The 20,408-nt window shown below is 72.8% G+C and carries 15 protein-coding genes; 3 read left to right on the top strand and 12 right to left on the bottom strand.

All coding sequences use genetic code 11. The features are described 5' to 3' along the window. Positions 1 to 4: 4 nt before the first annotated feature. The 3 genes from ACZ5GT_RS28195 to ACZ5GT_RS28185 form a co-directional block, all read right to left on the bottom strand. On the bottom strand, positions 5 to 775 hold the full coding sequence (locus ACZ5GT_RS28195; protein ID WP_469031721.1) for a 4'-phosphopantetheinyl transferase family protein: 771 nt from the start codon (positions 773 to 775) through the stop codon (positions 5 to 7). Between the two features lie 22 nt (positions 776 to 797). Continuing rightward, entirely contained in the window at positions 798 to 1,622 is an 825-nt protein-coding gene (locus tag ACZ5GT_RS28190; RefSeq protein WP_469031730.1) for a 2-oxo acid dehydrogenase subunit E2, read from the bottom strand. A 98-nt stretch (positions 1,623 to 1,720) separates the two neighbouring features. Next, positions 1,721 to 1,987, bottom strand: coding sequence for an acyl carrier protein (locus ACZ5GT_RS28185; protein ID WP_469031720.1), 267 nt, complete (start codon positions 1,985 to 1,987; stop codon positions 1,721 to 1,723). A 182-nt stretch (positions 1,988 to 2,169) separates the two neighbouring features. Between ACZ5GT_RS28185 and ACZ5GT_RS28180 the strand changes: the two genes are divergently transcribed. After that, positions 2,170 to 3,366 (top strand): RNA-guided endonuclease InsQ/TnpB family protein, encoded by a 1,197-nt coding sequence (locus tag ACZ5GT_RS28180; protein WP_469031719.1) that lies wholly within the window; start codon positions 2,170 to 2,172, stop codon positions 3,364 to 3,366. 30 nt (positions 3,367 to 3,396) lie between these two features. Here the strand turns inward: ACZ5GT_RS28180 and ACZ5GT_RS28175 are convergent, their stop codons facing one another. From ACZ5GT_RS28175 to ACZ5GT_RS28145, 7 genes are all read right to left on the bottom strand, one after another. Continuing rightward, positions 3,397 to 4,428: a 3-oxoacyl-ACP synthase III family protein gene (locus ACZ5GT_RS28175; protein WP_469031718.1), complete on the bottom strand. Its 1,032-nt coding sequence runs from the start codon at positions 4,426 to 4,428 to the stop codon at positions 3,397 to 3,399. Beyond that, complete coding sequence (locus ACZ5GT_RS28170) at positions 4,425 to 7,496, bottom strand: type I polyketide synthase (RefSeq protein WP_469031717.1); 3,072 nt, start codon at positions 7,494 to 7,496, stop codon at positions 4,425 to 4,427. Before ACZ5GT_RS28170 ends, ACZ5GT_RS28175 begins: the two co-directional genes overlap by 4 nt. Then, positions 7,496 to 7,783 carry an acyl carrier protein gene (locus tag ACZ5GT_RS28165; RefSeq protein ID WP_469031716.1) on the bottom strand — a complete coding sequence of 96 codons (288 nt, stop codon included), beginning with the start codon at positions 7,781 to 7,783 and terminating at the stop codon, positions 7,496 to 7,498. The genes ACZ5GT_RS28170 and ACZ5GT_RS28165 overlap by 1 nt, the downstream gene beginning before the upstream one ends. Before the next feature lie 158 nt (positions 7,784 to 7,941). Further along, entirely contained in the window at positions 7,942 to 9,711 is a 1,770-nt protein-coding gene (locus ACZ5GT_RS28160; RefSeq protein ID WP_469031715.1) for an acyl-CoA dehydrogenase, read from the bottom strand. Further along, positions 9,705 to 11,549: an acyl-CoA dehydrogenase family protein gene (locus tag ACZ5GT_RS28155; protein ID WP_469031714.1), complete on the bottom strand. Its 1,845-nt coding sequence runs from the start codon at positions 11,547 to 11,549 to the stop codon at positions 9,705 to 9,707. Before ACZ5GT_RS28155 ends, ACZ5GT_RS28160 begins: the two co-directional genes overlap by 7 nt. A 1-nt stretch (position 11,550) precedes the next feature. Then, a complete protein-coding gene (locus ACZ5GT_RS28150) occupies positions 11,551 to 13,371 on the bottom strand; it encodes a fatty acyl-AMP ligase (protein WP_469031713.1) in 1,821 nt (606 codons plus the stop codon). Between the two features lie 151 nt (positions 13,372 to 13,522). Then, a complete protein-coding gene (locus ACZ5GT_RS28145) occupies positions 13,523 to 15,469 on the bottom strand; it encodes an HAD-IIIC family phosphatase (RefSeq protein WP_469031712.1) in 1,947 nt (648 codons plus the stop codon). Between the two features lie 206 nt (positions 15,470 to 15,675). Here ACZ5GT_RS28145 and ACZ5GT_RS28140 point away from each other — a divergent pair, with 206 nt between their 5' ends. Continuing rightward, positions 15,676 to 16,938, top strand: a complete 1,263-nt coding sequence (locus tag ACZ5GT_RS28140; RefSeq protein WP_469031711.1) for an FAD-dependent oxidoreductase — start codon at positions 15,676 to 15,678, stop codon at positions 16,936 to 16,938. 56 nt (positions 16,939 to 16,994) lie between these two features. Here the strand turns inward: ACZ5GT_RS28140 and ACZ5GT_RS28135 are convergent, their stop codons facing one another. Continuing rightward, positions 16,995 to 18,638 carry an outer membrane protein assembly factor BamB family protein gene (locus ACZ5GT_RS28135; protein WP_469031710.1) on the bottom strand — a complete coding sequence of 548 codons (1,644 nt, stop codon included), beginning with the start codon at positions 18,636 to 18,638 and terminating at the stop codon, positions 16,995 to 16,997. A 115-nt stretch (positions 18,639 to 18,753) separates the two neighbouring features. Further along, a complete protein-coding gene (locus ACZ5GT_RS28130; protein ID WP_469031709.1) occupies positions 18,754 to 19,761 on the bottom strand; it encodes a glycoside hydrolase family 26 protein in 1,008 nt (335 codons plus the stop codon). 220 nt (positions 19,762 to 19,981) lie between these two features. Here ACZ5GT_RS28130 and ACZ5GT_RS28125 point away from each other — a divergent pair, with 220 nt between their 5' ends. Beyond that, complete coding sequence (locus tag ACZ5GT_RS28125) at positions 19,982 to 20,386, top strand: hypothetical protein (protein ID WP_469031708.1); 405 nt, start codon at positions 19,982 to 19,984, stop codon at positions 20,384 to 20,386. Positions 20,387 to 20,408: the final 22 nt, after the last annotated feature.

Raw genomic sequence — 20,408 nt, 5'->3', positions numbered from 1 at the left:
CGTCTCACCATCCGTCGGCGGCTGCCGTCTCCCGCTCGTCGGCCGGCTCCCGGTCGGCCAGTGCCGTCAGCACGGCGTCGACGATTCCCGGGTCGAGTGCCGTGGCCGCCGCTGTGTCCCCGGTGCGGCCGAAGCCCGCGTCCTCGACGGCGACGGCGACGGCGTAGCGGCCGCCGAGCGACCACGTGCGGAAGGCCCATCTGCCGACCGGCGCGGGGGTGCCGTCGGGGCGCAGCACGGCCCGGGGCGCCCGGTCCGGGGTGAAGCCGAAGTCCGTGAAGCGGAAGCGCAGGCCGAGGCCGAGGGCCTTGCTGTAGGCCTCCTTCAGGGTCCACAGCCGGAGCACGGCGGGGTTGCGTTCCGCGAGCGGCAGGGCCTCGACGCGTTCCAGTTCGTACGGGGTGCACACGTGCCGGCCCAGCCCCGGGCCGTAGAGGACCCGCTCGGCGGGCTCGGCGTCGACGCCGATCGCGCCGTCGGCGGCCAAGCCGACCAGCAGCAGGCCGTCGGTGTGGCTGAGGCTGACCTGGACGCCGTCGTAGCCGCGCAGGAAGGGGCGCCCGGTGAGGCCGTAGCCGATCTCGACCGACTCGGGCGGTACGCCCAGCGCGACCGCCGCCGCGTACTTCAGCAGCACGCGCGAGGCGGCGAACCGGCCGCGGACCTGCGGGTGCGTCAGCTCCGTGTAGCGCTCCCAGTCCCGGCCCAGGAGCGCGCGCAGCCGCGGCAGGCCCGCCCGCTCCGGCCGCCAGGCGTCCTGGCGGGCGAACAGCACCGCGGCCCCGTGCCGGTCCAGGTCAGCGCGTACTCTGCCCCAGTCCCCCGACGGGCCGCGGATCGCGATCGGCTCCCCCAGCGTCCGGCCTCCCGGGCCCCAGTGCCGAGGCGACGGGATCGCCGTCTGCAGCGGCAGCGCCGTCGGTGCTGCCGCTGCCGTCGGTGCTGTCGGTGCCGTCATCAAATGCCTCCATCGTGTCGTGGAGATCGGACAGCACGTCGGCAGCGGTCGCGCCGTCGATCACCCGGTGATCGAAGGTGAGGCCGAGCCGCATCACGGGCGCGGGCACCACGACGCCGTCGCGCACCACCGCGCGGTCCACGACCCGGCCCGCGCACAGGGTCACCGCGGTGCCGCCGGCCGAGTGGAAGCCGTCCACGGTGCGATGGCCGAGCGAGCTGACCGAGACGGTGCCGAACACGCCGGCGCGTCGGCGCGGATCGCGCAGCGCCGCGGCGAACGCGGCCCGGCCGAGCGGCACCGGGAGCCGGCCCAGCATCCGTACGCCCTTGAACTCGGGCAGTTCGGCGGCCTGTTCGCCCCGGTAGCGGTCGACGCGGTCCTGGATCTCGCCCAGGGTCGCCGACTCCAGGCCGGGCACGAGCGCCGAGAGCACGGTGCGCTCGCCGTCGACGGGCCGGTCCAGGGCGAGCTTGGCGGTGACGCCGTCGAAGCGGACGGTCCTCGGGCGGCGCAGCGGGCCGGGCCAGCCGGGGGCCATCGCGGCGTTGGCCTCGGGGTGGCGGTCGAGGACCCGGCCGGCGGCGTACAGCAGGTAGCTGACGACCGAGTAGCGGCGGCCGGCCGCGCGGGCGGCGGCGCGGTGCGCCTGGACGCGGGTCATGTCGATGTCCGTGTCCAGGTGTACGGGCCGCTGGGCCGCCGCCCACTCCAGGAAGTACAGGGTGTGGCGGCGGCGCCGTTCGGCGGTGACGGTGGGGGTCACCCGAGCACCGCCAGTTCGTAGATCTCCTTCAGGCTGCGGGCCTCCAGGACCCTGCCGACCGCGATCTTGCGGCCGACGGCGGTCTCCAGGGCGGTGACGAGCTTGAGGAGGTACAGCGAGTCCCAGTCGGGGAGTTCGTCGAAGTCGGCGGCCTCCTGCCCGGCGGCGAGCGGGATGCCGATCTCCTCGTCGACGAGCCGGACGTAGTCGTCCAGGGTGAAGCCGCCTGCGGCGGGCGCGGGGACGGTGCTGTCGACGCTCATCAGGTCTCTCCTTCATGGACGTCCCGGCCTTCAGGTCGGGGTGGGGGTACCTCCCGCTTGCGGGGGAGGAACGAAGCTCCAGCGGAGCAGGGCAGGGAGGGCCGGTTCGCCACCACAGCGCACTGGTATCTGCCCCCAACTGCTGTCAGGACTTCACAAGCTGACGCCGTAGCATGTGAACTGTGAAGGCCACCCATGTGAAGCGGGCGTTCAAGTACCGCTTCTGTCCGACCGATGCGCAGGCGGCCGAACTGTCGCGCACCTTCGGGTGCGTGCGGAAGGTCTACAACCTGGCCCTCGCGGCGCGCACGGAAGCGTGGACGAGGCAGGAACGGGTGAACTACAACCAGACGTCGGCAATGCTGACGGCCTGGAAGAAGACCGAAGAGCTCGCGTACCTCAACGACGTCTCCTCCGTTCCGCTCCAACAGGCTCTCCGGCACCTCCAGACGGCGTTCACCAACTTCTTCGGCAAGCGCGCCAAGTACCCGCGCTTCAAATCGCGGAAGAAGTCGCGGAAGTCGGCGGAGTACACCACCAGCGCGTTCCGGTTCCGGGACGGCAAGCTGACGCTGGCGAAGATGACGGAGCCGCTCGACATCGTGTGGTCCCGTCCGCTTCCGGAGGGTGCGTCGCCGTCCACGGTGACCGTGTCGCAGGACGCGGCCGGACGCTGGTTCGTGTCCATGTTGTGCGAAGACCCGTCCGTCCAGCCGCTCCCCTCCACCGGCACGGCCGTCGGTATCGACGTCGGGCTCGATCACCTGTTGACCCTCTCGACCGGGGAGAAGGTCTCCAACCCCCGGCACGAACGGCGTGACCGTGTCCGCCTCGCCAAGGCCCAGCGTCGGCTTGCCCGTAAGGCCCAGGGTGACGGAGCGAACCGGGGCAAGGCGCGCCGGAAGGTCGCCAAGGTCTACGCCCGCATCGCCGACCGCAGACGTGACCACCTGCACAAGCTCACCACTCGGCTCGTTCGTGAAAACCAAACGATCGTGATCGAGGACCTCGCCGTCCGGAACATGGTGAAGAACGGCAGCCTGGCCCGCGCCATCAGCGATGCCGCCTGGTCGGAGTTCCGGAGCATGCTGGAGTACAAGGCCCGATGGTACGGCCGCGAAGTGATCGCGATCGACCGCTGGTTTCCCTCTTCTCAGCTGTGCTCCGACTGCGGCACCGTGCAGGGCAAGATGCCGCTGAGCGTCCGCGAGTGGACGTGCGACTGCGGGAGGACCCATGACAGGGACGTGAACGCGGCGAAGAACATCCTGGCCGTCGGGCTGACGGCGTCTGTCTGTGGAGCTGGTGTAAGACCTCAACGGAGCACTCCGGGCGGGCAGTCGGCGATGAAGCAGAAACTCCTACGGCGCGAGCCCTAGGAATCCCCCTCCTTCAGGAGGGGGAGGAAGTCAAATCTTCTCCAGGGCGAAGCCGGCCTTGATCCACTTGCTGGACTCGACGGCGACCGCGAGGGCCTTCTCGCCGTCGGACATCCGCTCCAGCAACTTCTCGATCTGCAGGAAGGGCAGGGCGTTTCCGTTGTTGCCGGTGTCCGCGACGCAGCTGATGTCCTCGGCGGCGGGCACGTCGAGTTCCTCGGTGATGCGGCGGGTCATCCGGCCGGACAGCTGCGGCGGCAGCAGATAGTCCAACTGGTCGGCCTCCCAGTCGAGTTCGCCGAGCATCTCCCAGAGGATCTCGACGGCCATGACGGGCACGGACTCCTCGATGGCCTTGTAGTCCTCGGTGAGGGCCTGCCGGTCGTCGTACCGGTCGGCGAGCCCGAACCACTCGATGACCTGGCCCGGCGCGCGGCCGAGACCGGTGAAGCGGTTGAGGACGTGGCGCAGCGCGAGACGCTGTCCGCGCGGCTCGGCGGTGACGACGGCCGCGCCGGCGCCGTCGCCGAACAGGACGTAGTTGACGAGGTCGCCGGGGGCGGCGCCGGCCACGTCGCGCTGGAGGTCGAGGTGCTTGCTGCACACGTCGCCGCCGATGACGAGTCCGGTGCGGTACTGGCCGGAGGCGATCATCGTCTGCGCCAGGCCGAGGGCCTGTACGGCGCCGGCGCAGCCGGACTGGAGCTGGAAGGTGGGCACCTGGTCCAGTCCGAGCTGGTCGGCGACGTGGTTGACGGTGGCGGGCATCAGGGTGTCGGGGGTGGCCGTGCCGAGGACGAGGAACTCGATCTCGGACGGGTCGACGTCGGGGGCGGCGAGCGCCTTCTCGGCGGCCTGCGCGCAGAGGTCGGCGAGCGACCAGCGGACCACCCCGGTGCCGAGGTCCCGGGCGAAGTGCCGGGTCCTGGTGCCGATGAAGACCTCGATCCACTCCTCGTTGATGCCGAGCACCTTGGACAGGGTGGCGTTGTCCACCGGGTCACCGGGCAGCGCGGTGCCCAGGGAGGCGAGATGGGCCGTGACAGCCGTCGGGGTGGTCATGCCGTCCTCTCTTCTTCCATCAGCTCCCGCTGGTCCGCCGCCTCGGCGGGGCCCGCGGGACCGGGGGCCGCCGCGCCGGACTCCCGTAGGAAGGCGACGAGTTCGCCGACGGAGGAGAGGCGGGGCAGCAGGTCCTGGACCGTCACGGCGCCGATGCCGGTGAGCCGGGACTCCAGCCGGTTCTTGAGCTCCATGATCATGACGGAGTCGAAGCCGAGATCCTCGTAGAGCCGGTCGTGGGGGCCGATCTCGGCGTCGGTGTAGCCGCCGACGGTCCGGACGGCGGCGAGGACGGCGTCCTCGACGGGGTCCGCCGGTCCGCCGGGCCGGTTCAGGGTGAGGACGGCGGCGGGCGCGTGCTGGGGCTGCGGCTCCCGGTGTCCCGCGAACGCCCGGTCCGCCGGCTCGTCGGCGGTCGCCCGGCCGCGCACCGGATTCCTCGCCCAGTAGCGGTGCTGCGTCGAGAACGCGTACGGCGGCAGCGGGTGCGGGACCCGTTCCCCGGGCTCGTACACGGCGTCCCAGTCGGGTTCGACGCCGCCCCGGTACAGCTCGGCGAGGGCCTCGGCGAGGTCCCGGCCGGCGGACTCGGGGCCGCGCACCGGCAGCACGTGCGCCGGGCCCGCGCCCGGGCCCGCGGCGGGGCCGGGCAGGCGGCGCACCATCCCGGAGAGCACCGGCCGGGGACCGGTCTCCACCAGGTGGGTCGGGCCGTCGGCGAGGAGCGCGGCGGCCGCGTCGCCGAACAGCACCGGGGCGCCGATGTGTTCGACCCAGTACGCGGCGTCCATCGCCTCGCCGTCGAGCACCCGTCCGCGGACGGTCGAGTACAGCGGGATCTCGGGCACTCCCCCGCCGACCTCCTCGGCGATCTCCGCGAAGCGGTCCAGGACGGGCCGCATCAGCGGTGAGTGGAAGGCGTGCGAGACGGTCAGGCGGCGGGTGTCGACTCCCTCGGCCCGCAGTTCGGCGGCGATCTTCTCCAGGGTCTCCAGGTCACCGGAGAGCACCGTGGACGTGGGGCCGTTGACCGCGGCGACGCCGACCAGGGGTTCCTGCTCGATCCGGGCCGCCAGCCGCGCGCCGGGGGTGCGGACGGCCAGCATGCCTCCGCCGGCCGGGAGTTCCTGCATCAGGGCGCCGCGGGCGGCGATCAGCCGGGCGGCGCCGTCCAGCGGGAGCGCCCGGGCCAGGACGGCGGCGGCGAACTCGCCGACGCTGTGGCCGAGGAGCATCTCCGGGTGCACGCCGAGTTCCATGAGGGTCCGGCCGAGGGCGTAGCCGACGGCGAACAGGGCGGGCTGCGTCCACTGCGTGTCGTGGACGGCGTCGTCGCCGGCCAGGACCAGGTCGCGCACGGACTTGCCGGTGTGCGGCAGCAGTGCGGCGTCGGCCTCGTCGAGGAAGTGCCGGTACAGCGGCGACTGTTCGTACAGTGCGGCGGTCATCCGCGGGTACTGCGAGCCCTGCCCGGTGAACAGGAAAGCGGTGCGGGGCCGTTCGGCGGGTCTGGCGGAGAGCCGGGCCAGCAGATCCGGGTCGGTGGCCGACTCCCGCAGCCGGGCGACGAGTTCGCGGGTGTCGGTGGCCGCGGCCGCGAAGCGGTGGCGGTGTCCGGCCTTGACCCGGTTGCTCGACCTGGCCAGCGGGCCGAGCGGTACCCGGCGGGCCGCAGCCGCGTCCGCCTGGGCCAGCAGGTTGCGGCGCAGCGCGTCGGCGTTCGGCGCGGTGAGGGTGAACACGGCGGCGCCGATGCCGCCAGGCGCGGCGCTGTTCGCCGGTCCGGGGCGCGCGGCGTGTACGGGCGCGGACTCCAGGACGGCGTGGGCGTTGGTGCCGCCCATGCCGAAGCTGCTGAGCCCGGCGACGACGGGGCCGGCGGGCAGCCGCAGCGGTGCCTTGAGCAGCCGCAGGCCGTGGTCGCGGAGTTTCAGCCGCTTGTTCTCCTTGGCCGCGAAGCGGCTGGCGGGGACGATCCGGTGGTGCAGGGACAGCGCGACCTTGATCAGTCCGGCGATGCCGGCGGCGCCCTCGGTGTGGCCGAGGTTGCCCTTGACCGAGCCGAGTGCCATGGGCTTCGCGGCGCGGCCGGCGTGGTGGTGGCCGAGCGCCTTGACCTCCATCATGTCGCCGAGGGCGGTGCCGGTGCCGTGCGCCTCGGTGAAGACCACGTCGGAGGGCTCGACGCCGGCCCTGCGGTAGGCGGCGCCGAGCACCTCCTGCTGGGCCCACCGGTTGGGCGCGGTCAGCCCGTTGCTGCGGCCGTCCTGGTTGACGGCGGTGCCGCGGACGACGGCGTACACGCGCTGGCCGTCGGCGACCGCGTCCCGCAGTCTGCGCAGCACGACCACGCCGACGCCCTCGCCGCGGCCGATGCCGTCCGCCTCGGCGCTGAACGGCTTGCAGCGCCCGTCGGGGGCGGACAGCCCGGCCTGCGTGTAGAAGATCGACAGGGCCGGGGTGAGGGCCACGTTGACGCCGCCGACGAGCGCGTGGTCGCACTCCTCGGCCAGCAGCGCGTTCGCCGCGAGGTGGACGGCGACCAGCGAGGAGGAGCAGGCGGTGTCGACGGCGAGGCTGGGGCCCTTGAGGTCGAGGTGGTACGAGATCCGGTTGGCGGTCATGCAGTAGCCGTTGCCGGAGCCGACCTGGGCGGTGACGTTGCCGTAGTCGGTGAGGTGCAGTTGCGCCCACTCGTTGCCCATGATGCCGACGAACACCCCGGTCCGGCTGCCGGCCAGGGTCCGCGGCGGGATGCCCGCGTCCTCGACGGCCCGCCACGCGGCCTGCAGCAGCAGCCGCTGCTGGGGGTCCATGGCCGCCGCCTCGCGCGGGGAGACGGTGAAGAACTCGTTGTCGAAGGCGTCCGGGTCGGCGATGAAGCCGCCCTCGGTGGTGTTGGAATGCCCGTCGTCCCCGGTGGCCGAGTAGAACTCCTTGGCGTCCCACCGCAGCCGGGGCACCTCCCCCACTCCGTCCGCGCCGCGCATCAGCAGGTCCCAGTAGGCGCCGGTGTCGGGCGCCCCCGGGAATCTGCAGTCGATGCCGACGATGGCTATGGGCTCCATCAGGCGCCGCCGTCCTTCGCGGCCTGGGCGGCGAGTTCCTCCACGAGGTGGCCGGCGAGCGCGTGGACGGTCGGGTAGTCCCAGGCCGCGGTGGGCTCCATCACGACGTCGAAGTCGTCCTCGATGTCCCCGCACAGGCTGAGCGCGGCGACGGAGTCGAGGCCGTACTCGGCGAGGGGCACGTCCGGGTCGATCTCGGCGGGGCTCCGCTTGAGGTAGAGCGCGATGCGCTCGGCCAGCCACGTGGTCAGGGACTCGGTGGTGGGTCCGGTGGTGGGAACGGACATGGTGCACTCCTCGCGAGGGTGAGCGGTTGTCGCGTGCTGTCGTGTGGTGGTCCGGTGGCCGCCGCGGACGGGCGCCGTCCGTCGCCGACGGGTGTCGGCAGGGGCGTATGGGGTCGTCCGGGTGGACGGCGTCGTCCGGGGCGGCAGGCCGGTGTGCGTCAGCCGGCGAGCGGGGTGTCGTACAGGTCGTAGCTGGTGCGGGCGTGGAATCTGCGCAGGACTTCCTCGTGCATGCGGTCGTCCACGGACGCCGGGAGGGCGGCGGGGCGCCGGCCGAGCCGGCGGGCGAGCCGGTGCAGAGCGGCGGCGAGCCAGGCCGGGTCGGCGAGGAACGCGTCGCCGCCGTCGTGGGACGCCTGCTGCCAGACGCCGATCGTGGCGGCGGCCGCGAGCAGGGCGGCGTAGCGGTCGGCGAGGGCGAAGGCGGCGGGGCCGGCGAGGGCCGTACGGTCCTCGGGGGCGAGCGCGCGGCTCGCCTCCCGCAACCGGCCCAGCTCGTCAACCAGTTGCAGGGTGAGCCCCTGGACGGCCCGTTCCTCGGGCGAGGCGCCGGGCAGCCGGTCCAGGGCGGCGACCAGGGTGGCGCTGAGCCCGTCCCGTCCGCTCGCCAGGGTGAGCCGGTCGTAGGGGAGGCCGGGCAGGTCCGTGCGCGGCTGGAAGAGTTCCGCGGGGGCGGGTTCGTCGCCGAACCAGGAGCGCCGGGCGAGCCGGGACAGCTGGGGGATGATGGTGGCCTGGCAGGCGGCGGAGCCGGCGTGGCCGAGGCTGAGCACCGGCAGGTCCCGCAGGTGTTTCTGGAAGATGCCGTGCTCGCCGTCGCGGATGTAGAAGCGGGCCCCGAGGACGACGGACAGCTCGTGCGTCGCCTCGGCGAGCACCTTCGGCACGAGGTACTTGGTGGCGGCGGCGAAGACGCTGGTCTGCTCGGGCAGCAGGTGCACCGCCCGGGTCGCGGCCAGCGACAGGCTGTCGCAGGTCAGCAGGTCGGTGAAGGCCCCGGACAGGGTGCTTCTGGCATGCGGGATCTCCATGACGGACTTGCGGTAGAGCCGTCGGCCCAGCGCGAAGCGGACGACGGTCCGCAGGGCCGTGTCGGTGGTGCCGACGGCCATGCCGGGGAGCGCGGAGCGGGTGATCTGGAAGGCGCGCAGGGCGGTCTCCACGCCCTTTCCCTCCTCGCCGACGAGGGCCGAGGCGGGCACCGGGGTGCCGTCGAAGCGGAGTCCGGACAGCAGGCAGCCGCGCACGCCGACGGCGTCGTAGCGGGGCAGCACCTGCCAGGAGTCCGGGTCCGGGCCGTCGCGTTCGACGAGGAGCACGGAGTGGCTGCGGCTGCCCGGCGCGGGACTGGTGCGGCTGAACAGGACCCAGGCGTCGGCGCGGCCGGCGTTGTTGATGACCTGCTTGGCGCCGTGCAGCCGGTATCCGCCGCCGTCGGCGGGGCGGGCCTCGAACTCGTTGCGCACGAAGTCGTTGCCGTGCGCGAGTTCGTGGTAGGCGACCGACACCTTGCCGCCGCCGGTGAGGATCTTCGCGAGCCGGGCGCGCTGCGCGGCGTCCCCGGAGGTCCAGACGTTCACGGCGGCCATGAAGGAGGTCACGCCGTAGCCGAGGCCCAGGGCGACGTCGCGGCGGAACACCTGCCGCATGACCCGGACCAGGGTGTCGAGCCGCTCCAGGCGGCCGCCCTCGGCGCGCGGCACGAAGTCGGAGTTCAGGCCCAGTTCGTCGAGGGCGCGCTCGCCGGGCCCGGAGAGTTCGCCGGCCTCGTCCGCCGCGAGCAGCCTGGTGTACGACAGCTCGTTGCTCTCGTCGGTGGGGTCGCCGAGGCGCCGGTCCAGCTCGGCGACGCGGGCCGCGGCCCGGGCCTCCTGGCCGGTCCGTACGGTCGCCGTCCGTGCGTCTCGGTGCTCTGTGCCGTTCAGCATGCCGTCCTCTCCGTTCCGCCCGCGTCCACACCGGTCGACGCGGGCTGCCGCTCGGGCAGGCGCTGCGGCAGCAGCGAGAACAGCCGGCCCGAGGAGCGGGCCGCTCGCAGGGCGCCGAGCAGTTCCTCGTACGTCTCCTCGCCGGCCGCCGCCGGTTCGCCGAGGCGGACCAGCAGCCGGTCGAGGGCGGTGCGCAGCCACAGGCCGTCGCGCCACAGCTCCCCGGTGCCCGGGTCGCCGGCGAGGTGGCCGGTGCTGTGCGTCCACAGGCCGACGCAGGCCGCTCCGGCCCAGCACAGGGCGTAGCGGCGGGCGACCTCGAACGCGGCGGGCGGGACCTCGGTGAGCACGCCCTGGTACTCCTCCGCCTCGGCGTGCACCGCGCGGGTCACGTCGAGCAGCCGCCGCGCGGCCTCTGCCGCGGGAGCGAGGGCGGGGTCCGCCTCCGCGCGCCGGGTGATCTCGTCGACGCAGTCCGGGAGGGCCGCGGTGACCCCGCTGCCGTGCCGGGCGACCAGCGACAGCTTCGCCGGGTCGAGGGCCGGCAGCGGGGCGGCGAGGTCGAAGGCGGCGCCGGCGCCCGCCGTGTCGCCGGTGCGGCGCCCGAACCCGCGGACCAGTGAACGGAACTGGTTCACCAGGGAGTTGAGGTTGACCAGGGTGTTGCCGTCGAAGAGTCCGACGATGCGGTGGTCGCGTACGACCTTCTGGAACCGTCCGCCCGCGTGGACGCCCTTGAGGAAGGCGCGGGCGCCGAGCAGCCCGGTCAGGCCGTCGAGGACCTCGTCGGTGCCGGTGGGCAGCAGGTACTTGGTGACGGCCGAGACGACGCCGAGTTCGGCGGTCTGGGTCTGTACGGCGCGGGCGGCGACCAGGGCGACCGCCTCGTGCAGCAGGACGTCGGCGGCGGCGCCGGCCAGCACGTGCCGGGCCTGCGGGAGGTCGATCAGCCGTCGGCCGTACAGCTCGCGGTCCTCGGCGAAGTCCAGGCCGAGCCGCAGCCCGTGGTCGGCGGCGCCGAGCGAGAGCGCCGCGCACATGGTGCGGGTGAGCTGGAGCGCCTTGAGCACGATCTCCAGGCCGGCGCCCTCGGCCCCGACCAGGGCGCCGCGCGGCACGCGGGCCCCGTCGAAGGCGATGCCGGAGATGTCGGCGCCGCGGATGCCGTGGGTGCGGATCTTCGGCAGGTGGCGGTAGGTGTCCTCGTCGAGTTCCCGCTTGTCCACGAGCAGGACGCTGAAGCCGCGCGGCCCGCCGTCCGGCCGGGTGCGGGTCAGCAGCGACAGCACCGAGCCCCGGGTGGCGTTGTTGATCAGCCACTTCTCGCCGCTGACCAGCCAGTGCCCGTCGGTGTCCGCCGCCCTGTCACCGGTGTCCGCCGCCTTGTCACCGGTGTCCGCCGCCTTGTCGTCGGTGCGCACGTCACCGGCCAGCAGGTCGCTGCCGTGGTCGCGTTCGGTGAGCCCGAGGGAGACCGGGACGCCGGCCATGATGTCGGCGCCGAGCCGGGCGCCCTGCTCCGCGGAGCCGGCGACCCAGACGCAGACTCCGCCGAGGTAGGTCTTGCCGTGGCCGATGGCGCAGGTCAGGTCGCGGCGGGCGACGGCGCGGACGAGCTGGAGCACCTGCTCGTAGTCGCGCAGCCGGCCGCCGTACTCGACCGGTACGTACTGCGCGGGCAGGCCCCACTCCTCGAAGCGGCGGCAGATGTCGGCGGGGAACTCCTCCCGCTCGTCGAGCTCGGCGCAACGCGCGTAGGAGAAGACCTCGTCGGGGTCGTCGGGGTCGCCGAGGAAGCGGTCGAACTCCTCGGCGAGCCGGTAGGGCTGGTGTTCCATGTCAGACCACCGTTTCCAGGGACGGGGCGGCGTCGGCGTCGGCGTCGGCGTCATCAGCGGCGGGGGAAGCGATCAGGTCGCGGACGGCGGGCTCCAGGACCTCGTACAGCGCGGTGATCCGGCCCTCCAGGAACAGCTTGCGCATCAGGGTCCGCTGGATCTTGCCGCTGGTGGTCTTGCGGACGGTGCCGGGCCGCACGAGCAGCACGTTGCCGGCGGGGACCGTGAACTCCCGGCTGATGAACCGCTGGACGTCGGAGGCGAGGGTGGGCAGGTCGGTGGAGACGGCGGCGGGGCGGACCTCCTGCACCGCCACCAGGTGCTCGCGGTCGGTGTCGACGGCGAACACGGCGCCCGCGCCGGTGCCGAACGCCGGGTCCAGGGCCTGCACGGCGCGTTCGACGTCCTGCGGGTAGAGGTTGCGGCCGGCCAGGATGACCATCTCCTTGAGCCGGCCGGTGACGTACAGCTCTCCGTCGTGCAGGACGCCCATGTCGCCGGTGCGCAGCCAGCCGCCGCCGTCGTGTCCGCCGGCGCCGTCGCCTTCGGAGATCGCCGCGTCGAAGACCTCCTTGTTGGTCTCCGGCCGTTTCCAGTAGCCCTCGGCGACGCTGTCGCCCTTGAGCCAGATCTCCCCGACGTGCCCCTCCGGCCTCTCGACGTGGGTCTCCGGGTCGACGACGCGGATCTCGAAGTCCCGTACGACGCCGCTGCTGACCAGGGAGCGGCTGGGCTCGTCGCCGCGCGGGACGGCCAGTTCGCCGCGTTCCAGGGCCGCCGCGTCGACGTCGAGCACCCGGGGTCCCGCGGTGCGCGGGATGCCGGAGACCAGCAGGGTCGTCTCGGCCATGCCGTAGCAGGGGAAGAACGCCTCGGGGCGGAATCCGGCGGGCGCGAAGCGCTCGGCGAAGGCGCGGATCGTCTCGGCCCGCACCGGTTCGGCGCCGTTGTTGGCGGTCGTCCAGGTGGACAGGTCCAGCGTCTGGAGCTGGGCGTCGGTGACCCTGCGCACGCACAGGTCGTAGGCGAAGTTGGGGCCGCCGCCGGTGGTCACGCCGTAGTCGCCGATCATCTTCAGCCAGCGGTGGGGGCGCTTGAGGAAGGTGAAGGGGGCCATCAGGACGGCGGGAATGCCGAGGTAGAGCGGGTGCAGGATGTGCCCGATCAGGCCCATGTCGTGGTAGAAGGGCAGCCAGCCGCCGCACACGGTGTCCGGGCCGGTGCCGATCGACCGCTGGATCGCCGCCTCGTTGGCGAGCAGGTTGCGGTGCGAGACCGCGACGCCCTTGGGATCGCTGGTCGAGCCGGAGGTGTACTGCAGGAAGGCCAGGCTCTCCGGGGTGAGGGCGGGCGCGTGCCAGGCGTCCGGGTCGCCGCCGGCCGGGTCGTCGGTGGCCAGGCAGGGCACGTCGGTGAAGCCCTCCGCGGCCAGCCAGGCCGAGATCTCGGGGGCATTGGCGGAGTCGGTGAGCACGGCGACCGCCTCGGCGTCGCGCAGGATGCCGGAGACCCGCGTGAACTTCTGCCCCTGTTCGGTGGGCAGCGGCGCGGGCACGGCCACGGCGCCGGCGTACAGGCAGGCGGTGAACGCCTTGATGAAGTCCAGGCTGGACGGATAGAGCAGCAGCACCTGCTTGTTCGCCGCTCCGCGCGCCTGGAGCCAGGACGCGATCCGGCGCGCCTCCCGGTCGAGCCCCGCGAACGTGAGGTGCTGCGGCACCGAGCCGCGGGCGTCGTCGGGCAGGAAGACGAAGGCATCCGCGGCGCTGCGGGCTTCGGTCCGCTCCAGAACCAGTTCCGTGAAGGTTCGGAAGTTCGTCAACGTCTTTCTCCGACCTCTCCGAGATCCGCTGGCGTGGCGCCGGCACGGGTCGCTCTGACATCACGATCGTCGTCCGCGGCGCTAAGGAGACGCTTGTGCGCTCCGCGCGGCGGTGGGGCGTGGTACGGCGTGGTGAAGCGTGTGGTTCCGGTCATCCGGCGTCGGGCGCGGTGCCGCGGAAGTCCGCGGTGAGGCTCACGTGGACGGGGACGGACGGGAGTTCGGCGAGCGGGTGGCGGAACTCGAGCGTGCCGTCGGCCGATTCGGCGGTCCGCTCGAAGCCGAGCGACGGGTACAGGTCGCGCACCTTGCGGTTCTTGGCGGTGGGCCGGTAGCGCGCGCGCACCTCGGCCGCGCCGGAGTCCCTGGCGTGCTCCAGCAGTGCGGCGAGCGCGGCCTGCTCGATGCCGCGGGCGAAGACCCGGCAGCTGAGCAGCATGTTGTCGATGCGCAGGGCGCCGTCCTCGCGGTGGGCGAAGAGGGCGCCGACGACGCCGTTGTCGCCGAAGCGGTCGCGGGAGCGCACGGCCAGCACCAGGTGGTCCGGCGAGTCGAGCCGTTCCCGGACGTCGGGCGCCTGGAGCCGGCGGGTGGTGAGGTTGAACTGGTTGGTGCGCAGCGTGATCTGGGCGATACGGGCCACTTCGTGGTCGCGTACCGGGGCGACCTCCACGGTCACGCCGAGGGCGCGCAGGTACTCCTCCATCGAGCCGGTGGCCTGCTGGAGGTCCTGCCGCTTCGCCTCCTGGCGGTACTGCACGGCACGGCCCCGGTCCGCGGTGGTCAGTTCCCGTACGTCGAACCAGCCGTCGGCGAGCAGCCGGTCGACGTGCAGCGCCGGTTCCTCGTCGAGCGCGATCAGCGCGACCTCGGGGAGCGAGGAGGCGACGAGGCCGCGTTCGAAGGGGGAGTCGTCGGCGAAGACGAAGCTGTCGGTGGAGAGGTTGAGCCGGTCGGCGATGGTGCGGATGGCGCCGTCCTTGGGGTCCCAGTCGGCGTGGATCCGCACGAAGTCGTCCTCGCGCAGGGTCATGTCGGGGTGGCTGCGCAGCACGTCGAGCACCGGCTCGCGGTCGTTCTTGCTGCACACCGCGAGCAGCACGCCCTGGCTGCCGATCTGCTTGACGACCCGCTGGAACCGGCCGAACGCCTCACCGCGGTAGGTGGTGGCGGCGGCGATGCCGTCGGGTCCGTCGTCGCCGAGGATGCCGTCCCAGAGGGTGTTGTCGAGGTCCACGACGAGGACCTTCCTGGTCCGGCCGCGCAGGGTGCGCAGCAGGTGGCCCGCCTGGCGCGCGTACCGGGCGAGCAGTTCCTCGCCCAGGTGCACCTTGGCGTAGGCGGCGAGCCGCGGGTCGCGGACCGGTCCGCCCTCGGCGATCAGCGGCTCCAGGTCGACGACGTGCAGCCGCGGGTGCGCGGCGGCCAGCCTCAGCAGACCGATGTTGAACTCCCGCCACAGGATGGACAGTTCGGTGCGGGAGCGGTGGTCGAGAAGCTGCCGCGGGTACTCGGCGGGCAGCGGCAGCGTGTTGAGTACGAGCGTGCCGGTGCCGTGTTCGTCGTAGCGGGCGGCGAGCGCGTCGAGGAGTTCGAGCTTGCCGGCGACGGCCTTCGCGACGTCCTCCGGGCCCCAGGGCAGCGGCAGTTCGTCGAAGACGGCCTGGGCGTCGAGCAGGCACAGGGCGAGTTCGGTGCCGGGGGCGTACAGATGGCTGCCGGGGTCCTGGAGGTCGCGCAGCCACGCGTCGTGGTCGCCGACGCTCACCCGCGACGGGATGCCGTGGCGGGCGAGTTCCGCGGTGAGCGGTGCGGTCAGCGCGTCGAGCGTGCCGTGTCCGGTGACGGCGACACCGGCGGGTTCGACGCCGGGGTGCCGCTCCGCGATGTCCTCGGGGGCGACCCTGGCGAGCAGCCGGCCGGCGCGGGAGAGCTGGGCGGGCCAGTCGTCCTGCCGCGCGAGTTCGGCGAGCAGTCCGGGCACCGCCGGGTACTCGGCGGCGAGCCTCTTCTCGCCGTACAGCGCGCGCAGCCGGTCGAGGGGGCCGGCGGGGCCGGTGGGCTCCGGGCCGGGCGGCGTCGTCACTGCTGTGCTCACGGTCTGTTCGCCTCTCTGCCGGGGCGGGCGGGCGCTTGGGAGCTTGTGCCCCGGCCCTAAAGACGGGCTTGCGCGACAACCGCCCGCGCCGGCCGCGGGAGCCGCGCCGCAACCGCCCGCGCGAGCCGTCCCGGCTCCCGCAAGAGCTGCTTTAGGCGGGCTGCCGAACATCGGCGGATGATGACTCCTTCTGAAAGGCAGCGTTGATGTCGACAACTGAGCTGACCGCAGAGGTGTGTGTGGTCGGAGGAGGCCCGGCGGGACTCACGCTGGCCGTGGAGCTCGCCAAGCGTTCGGTCTCCGTCGTGGTCCTGGAGCAGAGCGGTCACTTCGACCGGTCGTTCCGGGGCGAGTCGGTCTCCCCCGACTCGGTGTGGCTGCTCGACAAGCTGGGCGTACTCGGCCGCCTGAACGGCGCCTACCAGCAGATGCACAGAATGGAGATCGTCGACTCCGGCAGCACCGTGCTGCGCGCCGACTTCCGCCGCTTCCCGTACCCGCACCCCTACCCGGTGGAGATGCCGCAGCCGGCGCTGCTCTCGGCGCTGGCCGCCCTCGGGCAGGAGGAACACCCGGACCACTTCGTCCTGGTGCGGCGCGCGACGGCGACCCGGCTGCTGCGCGCGGCCGACGGCAGCGGGCCGGTCACCGGGGTGACGGCACGCACCCCGGAGGGCGAGATCACGGTGCGGGCGGCGCTCACCGTGGCGGCGGACGGCCGGTTCAGCAAGGTCCGCGAGATGGCGGGCCTGCCGTACACGAAGCTGCCGCTGGACCGTGACGTGGTGTGGCTGAAGCTGCCGTTCCCGCCCGAGTGGGACGACCGCACGTACCGCATCCGTATCCGCGGCGACCAGCACGGGCTGTTCATCCCGACCCACCCGAACAGCGTCCGCGTCGGCTTCAACATCCCCAAGGGCGGGCTGAAGGAGCTGCGCGCCCAGGGGCTGAGCGCGCTGTACGAGCGTCTCGACCTGCTCGCGCCGGAGCTGTCCGGGTCGGTGCGCAGCGAGGTCCGGGCCTGGTCCGACACGTCGATGCTGGACATCTTCACCGCGCTGGTGCCGCGCTGGTCCATGCCGGGCCTGGTGCTGATCGGCGACGCGGCGCACACGCTGACGCCGATCCTCGGGCAGGGCGTCAACCACGCGATCATCGACGCGGTGACGCTGGCCCCGCTGGTGCGCGGGGCGTTCGACGCGGGCGGGGACGAGACGGCGCTGCTGCGGGCGTGCGAGGAGTTCCAGCGGGCGCGCGAGGAGGCGGTCGGCAAGTCGCGCGGCCTGCAGCTGCGCCAGGAGCGGCTGTTCGCCCTGCACGGCGCCGGCGGGGTCTTCCGCCGCTCGCTGTACCGCGTGGTGGACCAGAGCCAGAAGCTGAAGGAGAAGGTGCTGGGAGGTGCGTACTTCCAGCTCCAGAAGCCGGGTCCGCACGTCGTGGAGGCGCAGTCCCCCGACACCCGCGTGTAGTCGGGTACGTAGGACCACGCCGGCCCGGCAGGGCTCGGCGTGATCAGCGGGACGCCCTACCGGTAGAGCCGCACGCCGCCGTTCGACCCGAGGGCGTTGAGTTCCAGCACGCCTTCCGGGGTGACGTACACCGTGCCGGAGGTGAAGTTCCACTTGCCGGTGCCCGTCGGCAGGCCCGCGACCGGGGCGGTGGCACCGGTGCGCCGGTCGATGGTGACGAGTTGCGGGGTGCCGGACGTGGTGACGGCGTACACCTTGCCGTCCGCGCCGGACCTGGTGACGGCGAGCGCGGCGGAGCGGTGGGTCCAGAGTTTGGCGCCGGTGACGGTGTCGAAGCCGTCGATCACCGTGCTGCCGGAGGACAAGGCCGGGGTGACCAGAACGTCGCCGTGGAGCCGGGCGGAGTGGTCGGCGTCGGTGTTGTTGCCGGGCGTGAGTTCGTCGTCGCCGACGGCCAGTTTGCGGCCGGTGCCGGTGGTGCCGAGAACCCGCACGGCGTCCTGGTGCGCCGTGTGGACGGCGGCGATCAGCGGTGAGCCGGACAGGATGTGCGTCACATCCGAGTGGGCTTTCTCGGACTTCCGCCAGATCACCTTCCCGGTTCTGCCGTCGTACGCGGTGAGGGTGAACCTGTTCTTCCGGTCGAGGCAGTAGTCGTCCACAAGGACGGTGCCGTCGGCGCCCCAGTCGTAGGCGTTGCAGTAGTGACCGCGGGCCTTGTAGCCCCACACGCGGCTGCCGGTGCGGACGTTCACACCGCCGAGGTAGTTCTCGCTGACGACGGTGGCGACATCGCCCTGCACGTAGGTCGTGGCGAGGGTCGCCGCGGGGTGCTTCCTGCCGGTCAGCGGCATGGACCAGAGGATCTTCCCGGTGGACGCCTTGACGCCGGCCAGCCAGGTGCAGGCGCTGCCGTCCTTGCCGAAGGCGACCGTGCCGATGCCCTGGGCACTGAGCGTCGGCGACATCCCGCAGGGGACGGCGCCGCGCTCGGCGGCCGTGGCGGAGGCGGCGGCGTGCCATATCTCCTTGCCGTCGGTGAGGTCGTAGGCCCGCAGGCCGTCCCGGGTGCCGGCCCGGACGAGCAGCTTGTCGGTGAGCCAGCTGCCGACCAGCGAGTCGTCGGCGGCGGGCGCCGGGATCTGCCACGCCTGCGTCAGGTTCTTCGAGGCGACGGCGGCGGCGTCCTCCCGCTCGAGCAGGACGGCGGCGGCCCCGCCGGCGGCGACGAGGAGGGCGAGGACGAGCGCGAGCCTGCCCACCCGCCTGGTCTTCCTCGTCCGTTTGCCGTTCGCGTCCGCGAGGGGCCGCGGCTGCGCGGTGGCAGGCTCGGGGCGCGGGGCCGCCGGGCCGGGGACGGTGTCCGTCCCTGACGGGTGTCCGGGCGCCCGGTCCGTCGATTCGTTGCCCGGCCGGGTGTGCGAGGGGATCCGGGGGCCGGGCTCGCGCATGTCCTCGTGGGCGCCGGCGGGAGGCTGGGGGGATTGCAGCGGCATGGTGGACTCCCACCGGGTGCCGGAGGGTCCGCCGGAGGGTTCGCCGTACGGCTCGGCCTGCGACCGGCCGTCCCACGCCACGGCCGGCTCCGTCAGGTGCCGCTCCCCGTAGGACCGCGGGCCGGCAACCGGTCGGCGGGGCCGGAAGGCCCAGCCGGGCTCCTCCTGCGGAGCCCCCTGGCCCGGCGACGATTCCGTCGTCATCTCCCTGATCTCCCCCTGGTCGGGTTCCGCGCCCGCATGTGGCAGTCGTACTGATGCGCGATGATAAAGGTCGTCTTCTGCGGGCTTGCGCCCGACTTCCCCTGCTCGCGTCGGATCAGCCGCTCTTGAACGAGTGGCCGAAGCCGTAGCGGGTCGACTCCACCTGGAACGCGGCGAGCGCGCCCAGCGAGGTGTTGATCCGCCAGTCCATCAGCTGCTTGCTGCCCGGCCAGTCCTTGCGCTGGTCGTACCAGACGAGCCCGATGACGCCGGCTTTCGCGGCGCCCCGGAACAGGTCACGGATGCGCGCCTCCTTCTGGTCGCTCTGCGCCACCCCGGTCTCCGCGATCAGCACCCGCTTGCCGGAGAAGCCCGCGATCTGGCGCAGGGTGGGGGTGAACAGGCGGGAGAAGGCGGTGCCGTCGATCGGCCCGTAGTACCCGATGAGGCCGACCCAGTCGACGTAGGCGCTGCCCGGGTAGTACGGGCGCAGCGCGGCGGTCGTGCCGGAGTCGACCACGTGCGGGGTCCACACCCAGATCACGTTGGTGACACCCCGCGCGGTGAAGATGTCGTGCACCCGCTTCCACGACGCGACGAAGTCGGCGGGCTTGCTGTGCTCGGGGCCCCAGGAGTTCCACGGGCCGTTCATCTCGCCGGCGAAGGAGAGGGCCAATGGGCCGTCGTAGGCGGCGATCTGGCCCGCCAGCCGGCGGATGTAGGCGTCCTCCCGACCCTTGGCGATGTCGGCGAGCGAGACGTCGAGGGGCACCAGCGCCATCATCGGGAGCTGGCCGTGCTTCCACAGGAAGGCGTTGCCCTCCGTGTCGAAGTCGTCGCCCCAGGAGCTGTAGTACTCGCGGATGTCCGGGGCCCGTCCAGCCTCCTTGGAGAAGGTGGTGACGATGCCGTACTGCCAGGGCGTCTTGTCGTCGACGACACCCAGCGCGCGGCCGGACGGGTTGAGCATGGACGAGACCCGGAAGTGCGGGGCCGGGGCGGTGGTGGCGCCGGCCTTGGCGCCGCCCCCGCCTCCCAGCCCGCAGGCGGCCATGAGGAACGTGGCGGCGACCACCAGGATCGCGGCGGCCGTCGGACGGCTGCGGCGGCGGGCTATGGCCATGCGGGGAGGTCCGTTCGGGCTGGAGGCAAGCGGTGTCGCCCGAACTGTACGAGACCCACGTGACATTCATTGAATCTTCATATTACTCTTGCACAAGATCGAGCTTAGGTCGGATAACCTCCTCTTCCTGACGCATTGATCACTTTTTTCGCACTACTTGCTCCATTTGTTGGCGCCGAGTCGGCAGCCGCAACACGATGAAGGAAGCTCGAGGCTGTCGATGACCAGTGCCTCCACGGAGGTCGAGCCGGCTCCCGTCTTTGTGGACCGGACCGGTCAGCGCGGCCGCCGTCTGCGCGGTTTCGGCTGGCTGCTGGGCGTCGTCTGCACCGGGTTCGTGGTGGCGATGATCTCCGGCCTGGTCGGAACCCAGTCGCAGGCGCCCGCGCTCACCGTCCCCGGCACCGCGGACACCACGCCGCCCAGCCAGTACCTGAACGCTCCGCTGCCCGCGGCTCCCGGCGCGGCCGGGAGCACCACCGCCACAACGGCCACGCCCGACGCCGCCACAACGGCCACGCCCGACGCCGCCACAGCGGCCACACCGGACGCCACCGCGTCGGTCACCGCGACGCCGGCGGCCGGTACGACGGCGTCAGGCTCCGTGACCGCCGCCGCGCAGTAGCCGGCCGCGACCGACCAGGAAG

This window comes from Streptomyces sp. NPDC031340 (assembly GCF_055569945.1).
The sequence above is the reverse complement of the archived record's forward strand: the minus strand, read 5'-3'. Positions and strand labels throughout refer to the sequence as shown.

Coding starts and splice junctions, on each gene's coding strand:
- ACZ5GT_RS28190 (WP_469031730.1), bottom strand. CDS start 1,622: ATGACCCGCGTCCAGGCGCACCGCGCCGCCGCCCGCGCGGCCGGCCGC.
- ACZ5GT_RS28185 (WP_469031720.1), bottom strand. CDS start 1,987: ATGAGCGTCGACAGCACCGTCCCCGCGCCCGCCGCAGGCGGCTTCACC.
- ACZ5GT_RS28175 (WP_469031718.1), bottom strand. CDS start 4,428: ATGACCACCCCGACGGCTGTCACGGCCCATCTCGCCTCCCTGGGCACC.
- ACZ5GT_RS28170 (WP_469031717.1), bottom strand. CDS start 7,496: ATGGAGCCCATAGCCATCGTCGGCATCGACTGCAGATTCCCGGGGGCG.
- ACZ5GT_RS28165 (WP_469031716.1), bottom strand. CDS start 7,783: ATGTCCGTTCCCACCACCGGACCCACCACCGAGTCCCTGACCACGTGG.
- ACZ5GT_RS28160 (WP_469031715.1), bottom strand. CDS start 9,711: ATGCTGAACGGCACAGAGCACCGAGACGCACGGACGGCGACCGTACGG.
- ACZ5GT_RS28155 (WP_469031714.1), bottom strand. CDS start 11,549: ATGGAACACCAGCCCTACCGGCTCGCCGAGGAGTTCGACCGCTTCCTC.
- ACZ5GT_RS28140 (WP_469031711.1), top strand. CDS start 15,676: ATGTCGACAACTGAGCTGACCGCAGAGGTGTGTGTGGTCGGAGGAGGC.
- ACZ5GT_RS28135 (WP_469031710.1), bottom strand. CDS start 18,638: ATGACGACGGAATCGTCGCCGGGCCAGGGGGCTCCGCAGGAGGAGCCC.
- ACZ5GT_RS28130 (WP_469031709.1), bottom strand. CDS start 19,761: ATGGCCATAGCCCGCCGCCGCAGCCGTCCGACGGCCGCCGCGATCCTG.
- ACZ5GT_RS28125 (WP_469031708.1), top strand. CDS start 19,982: ATGACCAGTGCCTCCACGGAGGTCGAGCCGGCTCCCGTCTTTGTGGAC.